The sequence below is a fragment of the Novosphingobium sp. genome (assembly GCF_036733805.1).
In the GTDB taxonomy this organism is placed as follows: domain Bacteria; phylum Pseudomonadota; class Alphaproteobacteria; order Sphingomonadales; family Sphingomonadaceae; genus Novosphingobium.
Window position 1 is genome coordinate 83675 of sequence record NZ_DAIMZT010000001.1, and the last position, 18519, is coordinate 102193.

At 60.6% G+C, this 18519-nt stretch carries 16 protein-coding genes; 12 read left to right on the forward strand and 4 right to left on the reverse strand.

What is annotated here, in order from left to right; genetic code table 11:
* Positions 1–10: 10 nt before the first annotated feature.
* From V7D69_RS00365 to V7D69_RS00390, 6 genes are read left to right on the forward strand one after another with little or no spacing between them, the layout of a single operon-like run.
* Complete coding sequence (locus V7D69_RS00365) at positions 11–1033, forward strand: amidohydrolase family protein (protein ID WP_333604787.1); 1023 nt, start codon at positions 11–13, stop codon at positions 1031–1033.
* Positions 1034–1035: 2 nt separating this feature from the next.
* On the forward strand, positions 1036–2034 hold the full coding sequence (locus tag V7D69_RS00370; protein ID WP_324061476.1) for an extradiol ring-cleavage dioxygenase: 999 nt from the start codon (positions 1036–1038) through the stop codon (positions 2032–2034).
* An 11-nt stretch (positions 2035–2045) separates the two neighbouring features.
* Positions 2046–2447 carry a RidA family protein gene (locus V7D69_RS00375; RefSeq protein ID WP_333604788.1) on the forward strand — a complete coding sequence of 134 codons (402 nt, stop codon included), beginning with the start codon at positions 2046–2048 and terminating at the stop codon, positions 2445–2447.
* Positions 2440–3117, forward strand: a complete 678-nt coding sequence (locus V7D69_RS00380) for an RraA family protein (RefSeq protein ID WP_333604789.1) — start codon at positions 2440–2442, stop codon at positions 3115–3117. Before V7D69_RS00375 ends, V7D69_RS00380 begins: the two co-directional genes overlap by 8 nt.
* Positions 3110–3772 carry an RraA family protein gene (locus tag V7D69_RS00385; protein WP_324061134.1) on the forward strand — a complete coding sequence of 221 codons (663 nt, stop codon included), beginning with the start codon at positions 3110–3112 and terminating at the stop codon, positions 3770–3772. The genes V7D69_RS00380 and V7D69_RS00385 overlap by 8 nt, the downstream gene beginning before the upstream one ends.
* 51 nt (positions 3773–3823) lie before the next feature.
* A complete protein-coding gene (locus V7D69_RS00390) occupies positions 3824–4987 on the forward strand; it encodes a cytochrome P450 (protein ID WP_324061133.1) in 1164 nt (387 codons plus the stop codon).
* A 54-nt stretch (positions 4988–5041) separates the two neighbouring features.
* On the opposite strand, the gene V7D69_RS00395 is transcribed toward V7D69_RS00390, so the two are convergent.
* Positions 5042–6004, reverse strand: a complete 963-nt coding sequence (locus V7D69_RS00395; RefSeq protein WP_324061132.1) for an SDR family oxidoreductase — start codon at positions 6002–6004, stop codon at positions 5042–5044.
* A gap of 194 nt (positions 6005–6198) precedes the next feature.
* Between V7D69_RS00395 and V7D69_RS00400 the strand changes: the two genes are divergently transcribed.
* Positions 6199–8358, forward strand: coding sequence for an acetate--CoA ligase family protein (locus V7D69_RS00400; protein ID WP_324061131.1), 2160 nt, complete (start codon positions 6199–6201; stop codon positions 8356–8358).
* A 59-nt stretch (positions 8359–8417) separates the two neighbouring features.
* Complete coding sequence (locus V7D69_RS00405; RefSeq protein WP_324061130.1) at positions 8418–9209, forward strand: crotonase/enoyl-CoA hydratase family protein; 792 nt, start codon at positions 8418–8420, stop codon at positions 9207–9209.
* Between the two features lie 125 nt (positions 9210–9334).
* Here the strand turns inward: V7D69_RS00405 and V7D69_RS00410 are convergent, their stop codons facing one another.
* Genes V7D69_RS00410 through V7D69_RS00420 form a run of 3 tightly spaced genes read right to left on the reverse strand, consistent with a single transcriptional unit; the run spans position 9335 to position 12193 of the window.
* On the reverse strand, positions 9335–10669 hold the full coding sequence (locus V7D69_RS00410; protein WP_333604790.1) for a 3-hydroxyacyl-CoA dehydrogenase: 1335 nt from the start codon (positions 10667–10669) through the stop codon (positions 9335–9337).
* Positions 10666–11034, reverse strand: a complete 369-nt coding sequence (locus tag V7D69_RS00415) for a Zn-ribbon domain-containing OB-fold protein (protein ID WP_324061128.1) — start codon at positions 11032–11034, stop codon at positions 10666–10668. Before V7D69_RS00415 ends, V7D69_RS00410 begins: the two co-directional genes overlap by 4 nt.
* 1 nt (position 11035) lies before the next feature.
* Positions 11036–12193 (reverse strand): thiolase domain-containing protein, encoded by a 1158-nt coding sequence (locus tag V7D69_RS00420; RefSeq protein WP_324061127.1) that lies wholly within the window; start codon positions 12191–12193, stop codon positions 11036–11038.
* A gap of 40 nt (positions 12194–12233) precedes the next feature.
* On the opposite strand from V7D69_RS00420, the gene V7D69_RS00425 reads away from it, so the two are divergent.
* From V7D69_RS00425 to V7D69_RS00440, 4 genes are all read left to right on the forward strand, one after another.
* Positions 12234–13193 carry a TetR/AcrR family transcriptional regulator gene (locus V7D69_RS00425; RefSeq protein ID WP_324061126.1) on the forward strand — a complete coding sequence of 320 codons (960 nt, stop codon included), beginning with the start codon at positions 12234–12236 and terminating at the stop codon, positions 13191–13193.
* A gap of 178 nt (positions 13194–13371) precedes the next feature.
* Positions 13372–14880, forward strand: coding sequence for an aldehyde dehydrogenase family protein (locus tag V7D69_RS00430; protein WP_324061125.1), 1509 nt, complete (start codon positions 13372–13374; stop codon positions 14878–14880).
* Complete coding sequence (locus V7D69_RS00435; RefSeq protein ID WP_333604791.1) at positions 14849–15937, forward strand: NAD(P)-dependent alcohol dehydrogenase; 1089 nt, start codon at positions 14849–14851, stop codon at positions 15935–15937. Before V7D69_RS00430 ends, V7D69_RS00435 begins: the two co-directional genes overlap by 32 nt.
* Before the next feature lie 235 nt (positions 15938–16172).
* Entirely contained in the window at positions 16173–18476 is a 2304-nt protein-coding gene (locus tag V7D69_RS00440; protein ID WP_333604792.1) for a TonB-dependent receptor, read from the forward strand.
* The last annotated feature ends 43 nt before the right edge of the window (positions 18477–18519 follow it).

Consider the following 18519-nt stretch of genomic DNA (forward strand, 5'->3'; position numbering starts at 1 on the left):
AAAATTGACGATGATTATCGATATCCACGCGCACCTTTGGGCCCCGCCGGAACTGAACGCCATGGGTCTCAATCTCGTTGGTAGCGACGGTCACTACAGCGGAATGGAGCCTCAGATCACGGACGACCGTTTTCGCGAACATCTTGAGGTTCTGTTCAAGGCGCTCGACCTGGTCGGGACTAATTTCCAGATGATCTCGCCCCGCCCGTTTACGATGCTTCATTCGCGCGGTGCTCGGCTGGTGGACGTATGGACGCGCTGGACCAATAACGCGATCGCTCAGCAGGTGCGGCTTGCGCCCGGCCGGTTCAAGGGCATGGCTGGCCTGCCGCAAGTGCCCGATGAGCCGATCACTCGCGTCTTTCCGGAAATGGAGCGGTGCATCAGGGAATTGGGTTTCAATTCAATCCTGATTAACCCGGACCCGTCCGAGGGCACCGGCAATGTGCCGCCAATGGGGGATCCCTATTGGTATCCGCTTTATGAGAAGATGTGCGAGTACGACGTGCCCGCACTGATCCACGCCGCATCATGCTGCAACGGCCGGGAAACTTACGCCAACCATTTCATCACCGAACATTCGATTGCCTTGCTGTCGATGCTCAAGGCGGGGGTTATGCAACGCTATCCCGACCTTAAGGTCATCGTTGCGCATGGTGGTGGTTCGGTGCCCTATCAGATCGGCCGCTGGCGCGCAGAGCGTGGCGCCTTTCCTGATCTTGGCAAGGGCAGCATTCAGGGCAAACTTCACGAAGCCGCCGGTTCTTTCGACGACGCCTTGCAAGCTTTTCACTTCGATACTTGCCTGCACGCGCCGGAATCGGTTGAGCTGCTGATAAAGGTCGTTGGATGCGACAATGTATGCTTCGGCACGGAACGGCTGGGCAGCGGCTCGCAGATCAATCCCAGCACCGGCCGGTCCTTCGACGACATGAAGCCTGACATCGAAAGCATGGCTTTCCTGACCGAAAGCGATCGCCGCAAGATCTTCGAAGGCAACGCACGCCGCCTCTTCAAAGGACTGCCGGGCTGACCATGGCGCGCATCGTTTTTGGCCTCGGGGCGTCACATAGCCCGCTGCTGACACTTAACTGGCCCGAGTGGCAGCACCGGGCGCAGGTCGACTATGCGAACGAGCAGCTCAACTTGTCCGATGGTCGTTTCGTCACTTACGCCCAGCTCGCCGAGGAAACAGGCGCGCCATATGGGACTATCGCGACGCCTGAACAGTTCCAGGAGGCGGCGGTGCGTTGTCAGGCCGGGCTTGACCGGCTCGGCGATGCGCTTGCCGCTGCCGCGCCCGATATCGTGCTGGTGATCGGCGATGACCAGGGAGAGCTATTTCCCCTTTCGAACACCCCGATGATCTCCGTCTACTACGGCGAGGAAATCGCGACCAACGACGTGTGGGGGCGGGACGACAAGCCTGCTTGGATGAACGAGATGGCCAAGGGCTATCTCATGGACCGGGTGCATCGCATTCCGGGCGCGCCGGAGCTTGCGCTGGATGTCATTGCGGGATTGGTGCGCCGTCATGTCGATATCGGCGCAGCTGCGCGGATCGACGATCCCGAGCGGGCCGGGTTCGGCCACGCATTCGGCTTCATCGCTGAACGGCTGTTCCGTGACCGGCCTATTCCGATGTTGCCGATCCTGCTCAATACCTATTTTCCGCCCAATGTCATGACCTCGTCCCGTGCCTTCGAGGTCGGCGGCGCGATCCGGGCGGCGATCGAGGAAAGCCCTTCGGATGCCCGTGTCGCGGTGGTTGCGTCCGGCGGTCTTAGCCATTTCGTGGTGGACGAACAGCTCGATCGCCAGGTCCTGGATGGTTTGCGGCAGGGGCAGAGCGGCAAGCTTACAAGTATAGGCCCGGAAGCGCTGAACTCCGGATCTTCCGAGATTCTGAACTGGATCATGGCGGCGGGCGCGCTGGATCACTTGCCGCTTTCTTGGAGCGAATACGAACCCATTCGGCGCACGCCGGCCGGCACCGGCATCGGCGTCGCCTTTGCTTGCTGGGGCGCACAATGATGGAGAAAACAGTGTCAATCGCAAGGCGCAGCATCGAGATCGAGGGTTTCAATCATGCCGGACAGCCGATACCGGCCGCCAGCCGCAAGGGTGGGTTGATCGTCACTGGCGGCGTCTATGGTCTGGATCCGTCCACCGGCCGGTTGCCTGACAGCGTCGCGGAGCAGGTTCCGCTGATGTTCATGCAGCTGGAGCGCATCCTGGCGGAAGCGGGCGCCGGATTCGACGACGTGGTGCGCCTGACGGTCTATGTGAAAACGCCGGAGGCCCGTCCGCTGGTTAACGAAGAGTGGCTGCGGGTCTTTCCCGATCCGACCTCTCGCCCGGCGCGGCACACCCTCACTTACGAGCACCTTCCGGCGAACATGCTGGTGCAGTGCGATGCAATCGCCATGGTGGCTGACCATGGCTGATGCGGCGACCATCGAAAAGCTGCTGCGGTTCGATAGCTGCACTATTTCCGACGCGCTGGACAAACTGGGTCTTGGCGGCGCGGTTTGCGGCCTTATGCCGCTTACCCTGCCGGGCAGGCGGATCGCCGGACGCGCTGTCACCGTCAAGCTGGGCGCGCCGATGGAGGGGTTGCCCAAAAGGCACCTTGGTGCTGGCGCCGTGATGGCGGCCGAAAGGGGAGACATCATCGTCGTTGAGCACCGGGGCCGCGCTGATGTGTCCGGCTGGGGCGGATTGCTCAGCCGGGGCGCAGTCAAGCAAGGGGTCTCGGCGGTGATCGTAGACGGCGCTTGCCGGGATATCGATGAGAGCCGGGACCTTGGGCTGCCGATCTTTGCGCGGGCAGCCGTTCCCGTGACGGCACGCGGCCGTGTGGCCGAACATGATTTCAACTGCCCGGTCACCATTGCAGGCATTGCCGTGATGCCAGGAGATTGGCTGGTCGCGGACGGCAGCGGCGTGGTTTTCATTCCGGCAAGTCGGCTGGACGATGTGATTGCCGTGGCCGGCGACATCCTTGCACGGGAAAGCCTGATGGCGCGCGACATCGATGACGGCGTGCCCATCGGCGAGGTGATGGGAGCGAATTACGAAGACATGCTGAAGGGACCGGAGAGAGCGGATGGTTGACGAGAAACTTGCTGACGGCCTCAACAAGATGGGTGTCACTGCGTTGTCGGATGCTCTCGACCGGCTTGGTATTGACGGGCAGGCCGTGGGGATCATGCCGGTCGTGCGTGACATGCGCTTTGCCGGTCCGGCCTTCACGATCCGCATGCTGCCGGTGGGGCTGACCGGAGGTGTGGTAGGCGACTATATCGACGATGTGCCCGCTGGGGCGGTCGTGGTGATCGATAACGATGGTATCCTCGATCAGACCGTCTGGGGCGATATTTTGACCTTTGTCGCTCATTCCAAGGGGATTGCGGGCACGGTGATTGACGGCGTCTGCCGTGACAGCGATCGCTGCGTCGAACTTTCCTATCCGGTCTTCGCACGGGCCAACACCATGCGGACGGGCAAGGACAGGACGACCGCCGACGCTTACAATGTTCCGATCCAGATCGCCGGCGTGCGGGTGGCGCCTGGCGATTGGCTGGTGGGGGATGCGGACGGCGTGGTGTCGATCCCGGCGGACCGGGTGCGCGAAGTGCTGGCCGTGGCGCAAGAGATAGAGGAGGCGGAGGAACGCATCCGCGCCGCCGTGCGCCGTGGGATGCGCCTGGACGAAGCACGGCGGGCCGCAAATTACCACAGCCTGCAGACTCGCCGTCAAGACCAATGACAATGTCTCGCCGCCAATGTCGCGGCAAAATAAATATATATGGAGATTGGGATGCCTGGTTTTTACTTTGATCCTGAGGATCCGGAATTTATTGAAGATCCCTATCCTTTTTATCGCCAACTAAGGGACGAGGCACCCGCTTATCGGGACGAAGATAGCGGGTTATGGTTTATCAGCCGCTATGCCGACATCGAGCGCGCGACGACTGATTACGAGATCTTTTCGTCTGCGGGCGGCAATGCCCCCAAGGATTCGCCCTTGCGCGTAGGCAAGACGCTCGGATCGCTGGACCCGCCGCGCCATGATGAACTGCGCCGTGTGATCCAGCGCAGCCTCGCGCCGTCCCGCATTGATGCGATATTGCCGATCATCCGAGAAAGCACCAAGGCCCGGCTGGCCGCCGTTGCCGGTCGCCGGGAATGCGATCTGGTCGCCGATATCGGCAGACCTGTCCTGTTTGGCGGCCTGGCGCTTCTCCTGGGGCTTGACGAAGCCGGCGCGACCAAGGCCACCGAGCTGACGGCGGAGTTGTTTCATTACGACGATGGGATGTTGGGCGCGGTATTGTCGCCAGAGGGGTGGCAGGCGATCTTCGCCTTCCTACAAGAGCAACTGGCCAAGCGGACCGTGGAGAAAGGCGAGGATCTTTTTTCGGTGCTGTTGGAGGCACGCGGAAACGGCGCCGATTTGACTGACGATGAGATCCTGGGCAACCTGTCCACCGTGCTGGCCGCGGGGAATGCTTCCATCGGCCATTTCTTTCCGAACCTGATGCATGCCTTGTGGCTGCACCCTGACCAGCGCCGCCGTGTGATCGATGATCCCTTGCTGATTTTGGCAGCGGTTGACGAAGGGGTGCGTTGGGATACCTCCACGCAATCGTTCGCACGCCAGATCATGGCGGACGTGGAGATCGGCGGCCGCACGCTTCCCGCGGGTTCGCGCGCCGTCCTTCTTTACGCCTCCGCCAACCGAGATGAACGGGCGATCGAGCAGCCAGATCGTTTCGATATAGGCCGCAAGCGCGTACGCCATTTCGGATTTGGAATGGGGCCTCACGTATGCGCCGGGGCGCAGGTCGCCAGGGCCATGCTGCGCGAAATGCTGCAAGTGCTTTTGCCTGCATTCCAGGACTACGAGCTTGATGTAAGCAATGCCCGCAGGGTTCGCCATATCATGGTTCGTGGCTTCATCGACCTGCCTATCTCCTGGTAGGTTTCTGGCATTGTGGGCCGCAGCCAACTGAGGTTGCGGCCCGCACCAATATTTTTAGGATGCCGCCAGTTCGGGTGCGCCCATGATCGCCGCGCGATGCTCGATCAACCATTCGCGTACGGTTTTTGGCTTGCGGCCCAGGATGCGCTCTACAAAGTCGTTGCGTGCCCAGACGACCTCGTTGTCCTGTTCGTATTGAAAGAAATCCCAGAGTTCTTCCAATCGAGGCCCGATGTGCGCATAAGTTGAAAGGAAGCTCTCCTTCGAACTGTCGTGCGTGATAGGGATGCCCCAGACTTCGCTCATCAATTGGGCCACCTCGCCGAACCGCATGATGTCCTGACCATTGTTCAGGGTGTGAAGCTGTCCGATGTGCCGGTGATTGTCCGACAGAAACAGGCGGCCTGCGACTTCGCCGACTTCGCGCGGATCGATCCAGGGAATAAGGCGTTCCGGCCATACCAGCCGATGCTCGTTCCGCAAGGACTTGGAAAGGCCGAAATAGATGAAATTGTCCATGAATGTGGCGCCGCAGTTCAGGTAAGTGACCGGCAATCCGCTGTCGTCCAGGATCTTTTTGGCGATCGGATGCTGAACCGGAAGGCTGAGCCGGGGTTCGCGCAACGATTGCGGAATGCGGTGGGGATTGGCTTCCGGTTGAATGCCAATCTGGCGGATCAAATGGATCAGGCTGTCCGCCTGCTTTAGAGCATGCACCAGATTGGTCATGGCGGGAGCTTCGCTGGTTCCGCCCGGGGTGAGGACGAACACGCCTTCCATGCCTTGGACCGCCTTGTTCAGGCTGGCCGGATCGAAATAGTCGGCGCAGACCACGTCCGCTGTCGGATATGCTGATTTCAACGCGTCGACCCGCGCTTCGCTCCGGCTGACAAGCCGCAGGTGGACGGATGGCGCGGCTTGCGTCAGATAAGACGCAAGCGGGCCGCCGATGCGGCCTGCGGCCCCGAATATGAGAACCGTCTTGGGAATCGGCTTGTTGTTGGCAGGCATAGTCATGCTTCTTCTCCCGAGGACGCGCGGCTTTGTATAAGGTAATTCGTGCCGTGCGTGGATGTCGATTGGGGGCTTGACGCCCGCTCCATCGCGAGCCTAATGAAAATTATTCACATGGACAAGATAGTAAGATTTAGCAGTCCGAATGGATCACCATTTTGGTATCTAGTCCGTTCGGATTAAGAGGAGAGGCGCCAGTGACCAGCACCCCAACAACCGCCGTCAGGACCGCCAAACCCGGCTTGCGCAAGGACCTGGTGGAGCGCCTGCTCCGCCCGAAGTCCATCGCCATTGTCGGCGTTTCGACCCGCCCCGGTTCGCCGGGGCAGACCGTCGTTGGCCTGCTCGATCAAAACGAATTTCCGGGCGAGGTCTATCTCGTCGGCCGGAGCGGAGGTGAAGTCGGCGGGCGGGTCGTGATCGAAGATGTCGATAGTCTTCCCGCCGGCGTTGACCTCGCGGTGCTGACATTGCCCGCCGTTGGCGTGCAGGATGCGATCGAAGGTTGCATCCGGCGCGGTGTGGGCGCTGCCGTGGTCTTCGCCTCGGGCTTTGCCGAAGCAGGCGAGGAGGCTCGGCAGGCGCAAGTGGCGCTCACGCGTAGGGCGGAAGAAGCGGGCCTGGGCGTTGTGGGCCCCAATTGTCTTGGCTTCACCAATTATATCGATCGGATCGACGTGGGCTTCGTGCCCGTTCCCCCCGCGAAAGCGCCGGCAGCGGATCGTTTGCCGACAGTGGCGATCATCGCGCAGAGTGGCGCGCTGATGGGGCATGCGACCTGGGCTTTTGAGGCCCGCAACCTGCCCGTGGCTTACCGTATTTCAAGCGGCAATGAAGCTGGCCTTGGATTGTCGGACTACATCGCCTTCATGGCGGATGACCCATCGGTCAGCGTGATCGCCCTTTATGCCGAACATATCCGCCGGCCTGCGGAGTTTCTCGAAGCAGCAGCGCTCGCCCGGGCGGCGAACAAGAAGCTTGTCCTGTATCACACCGGTCGCGGCGCCATGGCGCAGCAGGCCGCCGCTTCGCATACCGGCGCCATGGCGGGTGATTATGCGACCATGGCGGTGCTGGCGGGCCGGGCCGGCGTTCTGGTGGTCGATACCCTGGAAGAGTGGATCGATTGTTCCGAAATACTCGTGCGCTATCCAGAGGCGCCGACGCTTGCTCCGGCGGTGATGACCACCTCCGGCGCCTTCTGCGCGATTGCGCATGACACTTTTGAGGGGCTGGGGATCGATCTTCCGCCTTTGTCGGCCGAAAGCACCGCTCTATTAACGCCGCGTCTGCCGGAATTCACGCCGCCCAAGAATCCCCTGGACCTGACAACGCAAGTGGTATCGGATATTCCCCTGACTGCGGACGCACTGCGCGTCCTGACGGCAGATCCCGCAATCGGCTCCGTTGCAGTGGCGGTCCCGGCGATTGGACCGGATGCGGTGAAGTGGTTGGGGCCGTTCGCGGACGTGGTGGAGGGATCAGGAAAGCCAGTCCTGCTCAGCACGCTGGGCGAAGGCATGTCTTTACCTAAAGACTTCGAAGCACTGGCCCGAGATCGCAGGATCGTGCTCTCGCGTTCGCCGGAACGTGCACTGCGAACTGTCGCTGCGATCACGCGCTACGGCCGCGCGCTGAAGCGAGCCCGTGCCGATTTCGTTCCTTTGCCAGATGATGCCTTGCCGCCCATGAGACCGGGACCGCAACCGGAATGGGTCGGCAAGGAGATATTGCAAGCGCTCGGCGTCGCCCGTCCCGCCGGAGATCTGGCGAGGGACGAGGACGAAGCAGCCGTCATCGCGGGCCGGATCGGCTATCCCGTTGTCATCAAGGTGCAGGCTGCCGAGTTGGCTCACAAGACGGAGATTGGCGGCGTCATCCTGAACCTAAAGGATGAGGACGCATTGAGGGCGGCTTATCGCGAACTTCTCGCCCGTGTGGAAAAGGCGAAACCTGGTACGCATCTGGACGGTGTTCTGGTGGAAGTCATGGCGCCTAAGGGCCTGGAACTCGTGGTTGGTGCAAAGCGCGATCCGCAATGGGGGTCGGTGCTGCTGGTTGGACTGGGGGGGGTCATGGTGGAAGCGCTGAAAGACGTCCGATTACTACCGGTCGACCTTCCGCCTGCTGAGATAGAAGCGGAACTTCGTCAGCTCAAGTCGGCAAAGTTGCTGGAGAGCTTCCGCGGCGCGCCCGCGCCGGACGTCGCCGCCGTCGCCCAAGTGGTGGCCGCAGTCGGCAGACTTATGGCGGACAGGCCCGAGATCGTCGAGATCGACATCAACCCTTTGCTGGCCTTGCCGGTAGGGCAGGGGGCGCTTGCGCTCGATGCGCTGATCGTCACCGCACCCAAGTAATCAAGCATACGCGGGGGGCGGCCGGAGCCGTCGCCCCGCTGGAAACGTAGGAAAATCGCGTGACGAAAACGCTGGTGACATATCAACTCGATGGTGAAATTGCGCTGATCGGCATTAACCGACCGGAGAAGCGTAACGCGCTGAGCGCCGAAACTGCCAATCAGATCATCCTTGCGGCCGAGCGCGCCGGACAAGAGGCAAAGGCCGGTGTGATCTTCGGCCACGGCGAGCATTTTTCCGCCGGGCTGGATCTGGTGGCGATCGGTGCACAGCGCCGCAATGGGATCACGGACGATCAGAAACGCTTGCGGCACGAGGGCCATCAAGGCTTTGATGCGATCAGCCGCGGGGCTATTCCCTTCGTCGCGGCGCTGCAGGGGGCGGTCATCGGCTACGGCCTCGAGCTTGCCGCATCGGCGCAGATCCGTGTGGCTGACCGCACCGCCTATTTCGCTTTGCCCGAAGCGATGCGCGGCATTTTCGTGGGCGGCGGAGGATCTGTTCGCATCCAGAGGCTGCTTGGCTATGCCCGTATGGCGGACATGATGCTGACGCGGCGGGTCCTGCTGGCGGACGAAGCGCACGTGCAGAATCTCTGCCAATATCTGGTGGAACCGGGCGAGGCGTTGGAAAAGGCGAAAGCGCTCGCGCGAACGATCACCGAAAACGTGGCTCTGTCCAACTGGACGATATGCAATATTCTGCCGCGCATGGCAGATTTAAGCCACGATGATGGCTTCATGCTGGAACAGATGGCGGCGCACTACACCTTCGGGGCGGAGTCGCAGGCGCGCCTTGACCAATTTGCGAGCAAAACTGCGCCGCGCCTGAGGAAAGAGGGCGAGCGCTGAACTCCCGCACGGCGAATCCGGAGCTTGCGGGGCAATAACCGAGCCGCCCCGGCAGGCAACCCGCTCCGCTATCAACATTCGGCAAGCGCGCCATGCAAAACACGCGAGGGCTCATCTAACTCGTTTTAACTTCGCTTTGACTCCGAAAGTGGCTGTCCCTCGGCAACCATTCGTTCGATCATCGGTGCAGGAGCGAAGTGGTCTCCGTGCTCGGCCTGAAGTCTGCGCAGCCGTTTGAGGATCATTGGCAGGCCGATCGTATCGGCGTGATATGTTATGCCTCCTTTGTCGAGGGGAAAACCATAGCCGGTGTTCCACACGACATCGATGTCGGAGGCGCGCTGGGCGATGCCTTCGTCCAGTATCTTTGCGGCCTCATTTATCATGGGCAGGATCATCCGATCGATGATCTCCTCGCTTTCGACGGATCGCGGTACGATCCCGTACTTCTGGCGGAGCCCGGCGATGATCGCGTCCACCTCCGGGTCGGGAAGGGGTGATCGGTTGCCTGGCTCATAGCGATAATAGCCCCTGCCCGTTCGTTGCCCCAGGCGGCCGGCCTCGTAAAGGGCGTCGCCGATTTCGTCGACATCACCGGTTTGCTGTCGCAGCCGCCAGGTCAGTTCGATCCCACCAGCCATATCCTGCAGCGCAAAGGGCCCCATGGGGAAACCGAAATGCTGCATGGCGTCGTCAATCTGTTGTGGGCTCGCGCCTTCCAGAAGCATACGCGAGGTCTGCTGGTCGCGCGCGGCGAAAATGCGATTGCCGACGAAGCCGAAGCAAACGCCCACCACGACCGGAACCTTTTTCAGCAGCCGCGCCAAAGCCAATGCGGTGACGATGCAACGGTCTGACGTCCTTTCGCCGCGCACCACTTCGAGCAATCGCATCACGTGCGCGGGGCTGAAGAAATGTAGCCCGATGACATCCTGCGGCCGATCGGTGGTTTCGGCGATCAAATTGATATCAAGGGAGGAGGTGTTAGTCGCCAGCACTGCGCCGGGCGGCGCGACTTGGCAAAGGCGGCCGAATATTTCCTTTTTGAGCGCCATGCTTTCCCACGCCGCCTCGATGAAGAGTTGCGCCGGTGCGGCTCGTTCCAGATCCGTTACCCCGGCGAAGCGGCCCATGCGCTCGTCGATGTCGCTTTCCGTTAATTCACCACGCTTTACACGGTTGCTCCAGTTGGCCCTGATGCGTGCCGCGGCCCCTTCGATCCTGTCGTCAGAAGTCTCCATCAGAGTCACGCGCACGCCGTTTTCCAGCAGGGCCGTGGCGATGCCGCTGCCCATCTGTCCCCCACCGACTACGCAGATGTGGCCAAGGTCTGCAGGTGCGGCCGTCATGTCGACATCATCTATGTCATAAACGCGCCGTTCCGCGGCCGCAGCGTAATCATGTGCCAGAGAGGGGGAGCTTTCGATCGTCATCATATTGTCCGCGCCGATAAGGTTCATGTGACGGGCGTGAAGGTGGGCAGGGCGCCATTTTCCTGCACAGCAGCCAGGCGAACACGGCCGCCAATTTTCAAGCCCTGCGGATCGGCCCCGGCGATAATCGCCAGTACCGACGGGCCTTCGGGCAACGTCACGAATGCAGGCACGGTCAGCTGATCCTTCCGCCGCCAGACGGTGAGCGAATAGATTTCGCCGGTCCCGATGGCTTCGGTCCAGCCGGTGTCGCTGCTGCCGCAGAAAGGGCAATAGCTGCGTGGATAATGGTGATGCTCGCCACAGGCGTTGCATCGGCGCACGAGAAGGCGGCCTTGGGCCAATGCGTTCTGATACGCCTTCAGCTCTTCGACGTCGGATACAGGTGTCATATCAGATCCGTTCGAGAATGATGGTGGATGAGCCATGGTGGCCGGCGATCACGCCTCCGGTGCCGTGAGCGAGGGCAAGGTCGCAATTGGGCACCTGCACCGCCGGATGTGCCGTGCCCCGCGCTTGGCGGGCTGCTTCCAACAGCTTCGTCATGCCGCCGCGATTGCCGGGATGATTGCTGCATAAACCGCCGCCGTCCGTGTTGAACGGCAGGCGCCCTACGCCTGAAATCAGGTTGCCGTCCGCGACGAAGGCGCCGCCTCGGCCCCTCTCGCAAAAGCCGATGTCCTCGATTTGCACCAGCACGGTTATGGTGAAGCTGTCATAAAGCGAGGCATATTGGATGTCGCTGCGCGCGACCCCGGCCTCCTCGAAAGCAAACGCCGCGGAATGGACTCCGGCAGTCCGAGTGAGGTCGATCTTGCCGCCATTGGAATGGCCAATCGCGCTTCCCGCGCCGCGAACGCGGACCAGCGGACGGTCGATTGAACGGGCAATCTCCTCCCGCGCGATCACGATGGCGCCGCCTCCGTCCGTCATGACGCAGCAGTCGAGGCGATGCAGCGGATCGGCGACGAAGGGCGAAGCGAGGACATCTTCGACGGTTACAACCTCGCGCAGCAGCGCATGTGGGTTGTGCTGGGCATGATGGGAGGCCGCCACCTTTATCCAGGCGAGTTGCTCGCTGGTAGTGCCATATTCGTACATGTGACGCGCGGCGACCATGGCGTAGAGCGGTCCCGGAACGAAACCGGCAAACGCCGCGTCGGGTGAAGAGGCGATATCAGGTCCCGTCAAGCCAAACGGGCGACGCTCTGCCAGCTGATTGTCAGCCATGGTGATAAGGGCGACGTTGCAGCGCCCCGCGCGGATCGCATCGACGGCGTGCTGGACGTGCAACAGATACGAAGAGCCGCCTGTCTCCGTGCTGTCGGCATAGCGCAGATTGGTAAGGCCCAGGTATTCCGCCATCGCCAGCACGCTTACGCCCGGGGCGTCCGCTGCGCAGAAATAACCATCGACGTCGCGGATTGATAGGCCGGCGTCCGCCAGCGCCCCATGAGCGACGTCGGCATGCAAGCGTGCCCGCGTCAGCCCATCTGCGCGTCTGGTAGGATGCTCATAAACGCCTACGACATAGGCATCAGGTTTAGGCACTGGCTTCCTCCCCTCCCTGGTAATTGGCCTTGGCGAAACGATGCACCTCTCATTGGACGTGATTGCGGTATCGAGCCAAGGATGGTTTGATCTTCAAATATGTTCCAATTGGAAAATATACAAACAAAATTTTGACAAATTTGTTTGGAAAGATCAGCTTTGCATTTCTTCGCCAGAAATCTGTCGCGGAAAGCGCCATCCCGCTGCTTGCGAAGCGCCTGGACATCGTTTTACGTCGCCAGTGGCGGCGCTTACAACAGGAAGCCCAGTTCATCAGACGCGGAAGGACGAATGCATGGAGGGTAGTCAGATGGACGCTGAGCCTGAAGAAAAAAAGCTACGCGGTACGAAAAAACCGGTGGGCCTTCGCCGCGAACGCACGCGATCGCGCAAGGAGCAACAGCGTGCGATCGATACCCGCGAGCGGATCATTGAAGCGGCCACGGAAGAGTTCGCCGCACGCGGGTTTGAAGGGACGTCCACGCGCGCGGTGGCAGAGAATGCCGGGGTGCGGCACACGCTGGTGACTTACCATTTCGACGGCAAGGAGGGCTTGTGGCAGGCGGTCATGGATCGCACCGTCCGCTCCTTCGTCCTGCGCCAGTCGGAAAGGCTGGAAGGATTGCGCGGGGTGGACGAAATCATCCAGCTTCGCCTTCTTCTTGAAGAATTCGTGCGCTACAGCGCCTCAGACCTCCATCTGCATAAGTTGATGACTTATGCCGCGAGCGAGGCCAGCCCCCAGCTTGATAAAATGGTGCAGGAATATCTGAAGTCCTATTTTGATATGATCGCTGGCTTGATCCGGAAAGCGCAGGCCAGGGAGGCGTTCGTGGAAGGCGACGCTCTCCATCTGCATTATCTGTTTATCGGCGCTGCCACGCGCATTTTCATGCAATCTCCTGAAGCGGACCTGGTGATGGGCCAGCGAACGCTGGATCCCAAGTTCATCGATCGACACGTTGCGCTTTGCATGAAGCTGTTCTTCACCAGCGAATGACTCGAAGTCGCGAGGGCAAAGGCTCCATTGACGTTATTGTCCATATGGACAATTAAAATTCAATCTCTTACCCATGCAGAATAATTTCGCGACTCGCCCCTTCGTTTTGGAAGTGGCTGGAATCGCGACGCCGATGAGTACTGGCGCCAAGCGCGAGCAGGTTTTGGGAGATGGTTGAATGAGCGCGTTCAAACTCTTGATCGATGGTGCCCTGGTTGAGGGCGCATCAGAGATGGATGTGCTCAATCCCGCCGATGGGACGGTCGTGGCCCAGTGCCCGCGTTCTGACGAGCGCTTGCTGAATGCTGCTGTGCGCGGGGCGAAAGAGGCTTTCGGGGCCTGGTCGCGTCTGCCGGCGCCGGAGCGTTCCTCACGGGTTATGGCATTGGCGGGTGCGCTCGAAACGCGGCGGGCTGAATTTGCTCGGCTGATGATGCGCGAGCAGGGCAAACCGCTGTTTCTGGCGGACGTGGAGATTGCCCAATCCGTCGCGATCCTGCGGACTTTCGCAGGTATGACGCTCGACGTGGAAACGCTCCGGGAAGACGACAAGATGCGGGTCGTCCAGCAACGCGCGCCGCTCGGCGTCGTCGCGGCCATCACTCCTTGGAACTTTCCTCTGCTCCTCCTGATGGCGAAGCTCGGACCCGCGCTGGTCGCTGGCAATTGCGTGATAGCCAAGCCAGCGCCCACGACGCCGCTTACCACTTTGCTGTTTGGTGAACTGTGCGCTGAATTGTTGCCGCCGGGCGTGGTTAATACGGTGGTGGACAACAATGATCTGGGAAACCTGCTGACCAGGCATGCCGACATAGCAAAGGTGGCCTTCACCGGTTCGACGCCGACCGGGCGGCGAGTAATGGAAAGCGCTGCGCCGTCACTGAAGCGGCTGACGCTGGAACTCGGCGGCAATGACGCCGCAATTGTCCTGGAGGATGCGCCGGTCAAGGCCGTGGCGGCGCAGCTTTTCAGGAATGCGATGATTAATTCCGGCCAGGTCTGCGTCGCCATCAAGCGCGCTTATGTCCATGAAGCTCTTTATGACGAGCTATGCGATGAGCTAGTCAGCCTGGCCAGTGCCGCCGTGGTCGGCGACGGGCTGACGCCGGGCGTGCAACTGGGGCCGTTGCAGAACAAGGCGCAATTCGATCGGGTCAAAGAGTTGATTGAGGATTGCCGGACCGCCGGCTCGATCGTCGCTGGCGGCGCGGCGCTCGATCGCCCCGGCTATTTCATCGAGCCGACCATCGTGCGCGACATTGCCGATGATGCGCGGATCGTGCGGGAAGAGCAATTCGGGCCTGTTTTGCCGGTGCTGTGCTTCCGAGATGTCGAGGATGCAATCAAGCGCGCCAACAATTGCGAGTTCGGCTTGGGAGCCTCCGTATGGGGGATGGATCTCAATCGAGCTTACGACGTGGCGCTGCGATTGGATGCGGGCACGGTGTGGATCAACAAGCACCTGGATCTGCAGTTCGACGTTCCGTTTCGCGGCGCCAAGCAGTCCGGCATTGGTGCGGAGTTCGGGCTGGACGGTCTGAAGGAATATACCCAGGCCAAGGTCATCAATATGACGCGGGAGAACAATTATGACCACGGCGGAGCAGACGGTGCGTCCGAAAGGAGACATTCCAAACAGGATATCCGCGGCCGTGGTGCGGGAACGGAGGGGACCGTTCACGCTTGAGGAGGTCCATCTGGGTGCGCTGCGCCCGGACGAGGTTCTTGTCAGGATCGAGGCCACCGGGCTGTGCCACACGGACATCGCGGTTCGTGATGGCGAAATGCCCTCGCCCTTGCCAGCGGTCTTGGGTCATGAAGGCGCGGGCTATGTCGCAGCTATCGGGGATAGTGTTACCGGCCTTGCCGTCGGCGATCCCGTGGTCCTGACGTATTTGAGCTGCGGCGAATGCCGCGAATGCCGAACCGGGGTGCCTTCGGCTTGTGTCCAGCTGGGAGGGCTGTGCTTCGGTGGCGCACGACCGGACGGCAGCCATGCTTTGCATGGTTCTTGCGGTGACGTGCTCCATGACCGGTTTTTCGGGCAATCGTCTTTCGCCACTTATGCCATTGCAAATCAGCGTAATATTGTAAAAGTCCGGCCGGATGCGCCGATCAGGTCGTTGGGGCCGCTCGGCTGCGGAATAATGACCGGGGCGGGAACGGTCTGGAATGCGCTGAAGGCCGGGCCAGGCTCCAGTCTTGCGGTCTACGGCGCGGGCGCAGTGGGATTAAGCGCCGTGATGGCCGCCCGGGTCGCTGGCGCAAGCTCGATCATCGCCATCGATGTCGTTGCTTCCCGTCTTTCTCTGGCGCGGGAACTGGGAGCGACTCATACGGTAAATGGCGGCGAGGGCGATGTTGTGAGCGCCGTCCGCCGTATCGTTCCTGACGGCACCGATTTCGCCGTCGACACGACCGGACGTGAAGCGGTTGTCCAAAATGCTTTGCTGGCGCTGCGGCAATGCGGCGCCCTGGCGTTGGTCGCGGCGGCCCAGCCCGAATTAAGCCTGGACATGTTCAATTTGCTGGCCGGTTGCAAGACCATCTGCGGAGTGATCGAAGGCGGCGGTGCGGCCCATCTGCTGATCCCGCGCATCCTTGATCTTCATATGTCCGGCCGCTTCCCGTTTGACCGGATGCTGCGATTTTACACGCCGGAGCAGATCAACGACGCTGTGCGGGACAGCGTCAACGGCAACACCATAAAGCCGGTGATCTGCTTCGGACAGAACGCGGCCTGACACCACGTTCAGCAACTGATCCTGATCGTATCGGCATCGACCCGGCGCGATGGCGCAGGGTTATGTGTGCGCATCGCCGTCGCGTCGATCAATGCAGAATGATCCGTACGGACATCTGATTGCAAAGCATTTTTCTTCAATACAAAATCTACATCAAAAATTATTGACGTAATCAAAAACAGATATAAAAAGCTGACCGAGTGGATTAAATAAAATTGACAGGAGAGGGAGCCTTATGTCCGATCGCGTTGCTATCTGTCTGCTCATGGCGTCGAGCTGCCTCAGCACCGCCGCTTATGCTCAGGATGCGCCGACCTCAGCGGATGGAGGAGCGGCGGAAATCATCGTGACGGCGCAGAAGCGCAGCGAGCGATTGAACGATGTCCCCCTCTCGATCACGGCCGCCACGGGCGAGCAGCTTCGGCAGGCCGGCGTTGCTTCGCCTTCGGATCTGGCCAAGGTCGTTACGGGCTTTTCCTACCAGCCCAGCAATTACGGGGCGCCGGTCTATTCGATCCGTGGCATCGGCTTCTTTGACAACACGACGGCCGTGTCACCCACGGTATCGGTCTATGTCGACCAGGTGCCTCTGCCTTATCTGGTGATGACGCCGGGCGCCACGCTCGATCTTGAACGGGTGGAGGTTCTCAAGGGACCGCAGGGAACGCTGTTCGGGCAGAACTCAACCGGCGGTGCGATCAACTTCATCGCCGCCAAACCGACTGACAGCTTGTCCTATCGCGCCAGCGCCGAATATGCCCGCTTCGATCAGGTCAATCTGGAAGGCTTCGTCAGCGGCCCGATTTCAGACAAGCTCGCGGTGCGAGTGGCTGCGCGAACCGAACAGGGCGGGGCCTGGCAGAAAAGCGTGACGCGGCCCGGCGATCGGTTGGGCGACCGGGACTTCAGCTCCGGCAGATTGATCCTGGATTGGAAGCCTGACGACGTGGCGCGCTTTGAGTTCAGTGCAAACGGCTGGATCGACAAGAGCGAGACGCGGGCGGCGCAGTACAGGCGATATTCCCCCACATCGCTGAACTATAACGATCCTCAGGCCATTCTTACCGCGACGCCGCCAGCCCCTGATGACGACCGCTACGCGGATTGGGATCCCAATCGCAATTTCAAGCAGAACAACAAGTTCTATCAGTTCTCGTTGCGCGGCGATTTCGATGTGTCGGATGCGGTGACGCTCACAACGATTACCGCCTATTCCAATCTCGACTATCTCTCACCGGTGGATTCGGACGGCACGCAGCTTACCAATCTTTTCGGTGTCACTCATGCGAAGATGGAAACGTTTTCGCACGAAATGCGCTTCGCCGGCTCTGCCGCCAGCGATAAACTGAAATGGATGATCGGCGGCAATTACAGTTTTGACGACACCAAGGAAAGCCGGGTCAATTCGACCGTAGCGACCAACAACGGCGTCGGCCCCTTCCGGTGGGACGGCTTCACTGTCAACAATAACGTTAAGGTGGAAACTTTCGCTGCGTTCGGCAGCCTTGAATATCAGCTGAGCAACACGCTGTCTGCGCAGGGCTCGGTGCGCTACACCACGCAGAAGCGCGACGCGCAAGGATGCCTTGCGGACACCGGAAACGGGCAGTTAGCGAGAGGTTTCGATCTGATTTCTACAGTGCCGCTGGTGCCAGGGCAGTGCGTAACCTTTCGGTCGCCAGTTCCCTCCGGTCCGCCGCCGTTCACGCCGGTCGGCGGCTATGTGCGCGGCAAACTGGATGAAGACAACGTGTCCTGGCGAGGCAACCTGAGTTGGAAGCCCAATGCCGACGTTCATATTTATGCCAACATCACGAAGGGGTACAAGGCGGGCTCCTTCTCGTCGCTGCCGTTGGTGTTCAGCGGCCAGTACAATCCGGTCCCACAGGAGTCGGTGCTGGCTTATGAAGCGGGGTTCAAGGTGTCGGCGCTGAATCGGACCCTGCAGATTGCAGGCGCGGCCTTTTATTATGATTACAAGGACAAGCAGATCCTTGCTTATGTCTTGACACCGTTCGGCAACCTGCCGGGTCTGGTCACGATACCGAAGTCGCGGGTTGCAGGCGGTGAATTTAGCGTGGACTGGCGGCCGATCGAAGGGCTGACGCTCACGGGCAGCGCCACTTACGTGAACTCAAAGGTCCGGGGAAGCTACATCACCCGTGATCCCTTCTCCGCTAATATCGACATAGGCGGATATTCCTTTCCCAATACTCCCAAATGGCAATTGCTGGGCGGCGCGGATTACATCTTCGCGCTTAACGATAGCCTGAAAGCGTCCTTGGGCGGCAACGTTTCATACCGCGGCAGCACGCCTGCGACCTTTGGTGGCGGCTCGGAATTTATCCTGCCCTCTTATGCGCTTGTGGATCTGCATGCGGGGATCGGCAGCGCTGATGGCCATTGGAAGGCCGAAGTTTGGGGACGAAATATCTTCAATAAATTTTACACGATCAACGCCGCTCACGTCATAGACACCATCACGCGGGTAGCCGGCAATCCGGCAACCTATGGATTGAAATTAACTTACCAGTATTGACGATGGGGCTGGCCGGACTTTGTTTCCGGCCAGCCGTTTCTGC

Bases quoted from the DNA above. Each gene is read 5' to 3' on its own strand.
- V7D69_RS00395 (WP_324061132.1), bottom strand. From the start codon at position 6,004: ATGACTATGCCTGCCAACAACAAGCCGATTCCCAAGACGGTTCTCATA.
- V7D69_RS00370 (WP_324061476.1), top strand. From the start codon at position 1,036: ATGGCGCGCATCGTTTTTGGCCTCGGGGCGTCACATAGCCCGCTGCTG.
- V7D69_RS00380 (WP_333604789.1), top strand. From the start codon at position 2,440: ATGGCTGATGCGGCGACCATCGAAAAGCTGCTGCGGTTCGATAGCTGC.
- V7D69_RS00410 (WP_333604790.1), bottom strand. From the start codon at position 10,669: ATGAACCTTATCGGCGCGGACAATATGATGACGATCGAAAGCTCCCCC.
- V7D69_RS00415 (WP_324061128.1), bottom strand. From the start codon at position 11,034: ATGACACCTGTATCCGACGTCGAAGAGCTGAAGGCGTATCAGAACGCA.
- V7D69_RS00365 (WP_333604787.1), top strand. From the start codon at position 11: ATGATTATCGATATCCACGCGCACCTTTGGGCCCCGCCGGAACTGAAC.
- V7D69_RS00440 (WP_333604792.1), top strand. From the start codon at position 16,173: ATGTCCGATCGCGTTGCTATCTGTCTGCTCATGGCGTCGAGCTGCCTC.
- V7D69_RS00425 (WP_324061126.1), top strand. From the start codon at position 12,234: ATGCACCTCTCATTGGACGTGATTGCGGTATCGAGCCAAGGATGGTTT.
- V7D69_RS00430 (WP_324061125.1), top strand. From the start codon at position 13,372: ATGAGCGCGTTCAAACTCTTGATCGATGGTGCCCTGGTTGAGGGCGCA.
- V7D69_RS00385 (WP_324061134.1), top strand. From the start codon at position 3,110: ATGGTTGACGAGAAACTTGCTGACGGCCTCAACAAGATGGGTGTCACT.
- V7D69_RS00390 (WP_324061133.1), top strand. From the start codon at position 3,824: ATGCCTGGTTTTTACTTTGATCCTGAGGATCCGGAATTTATTGAAGAT.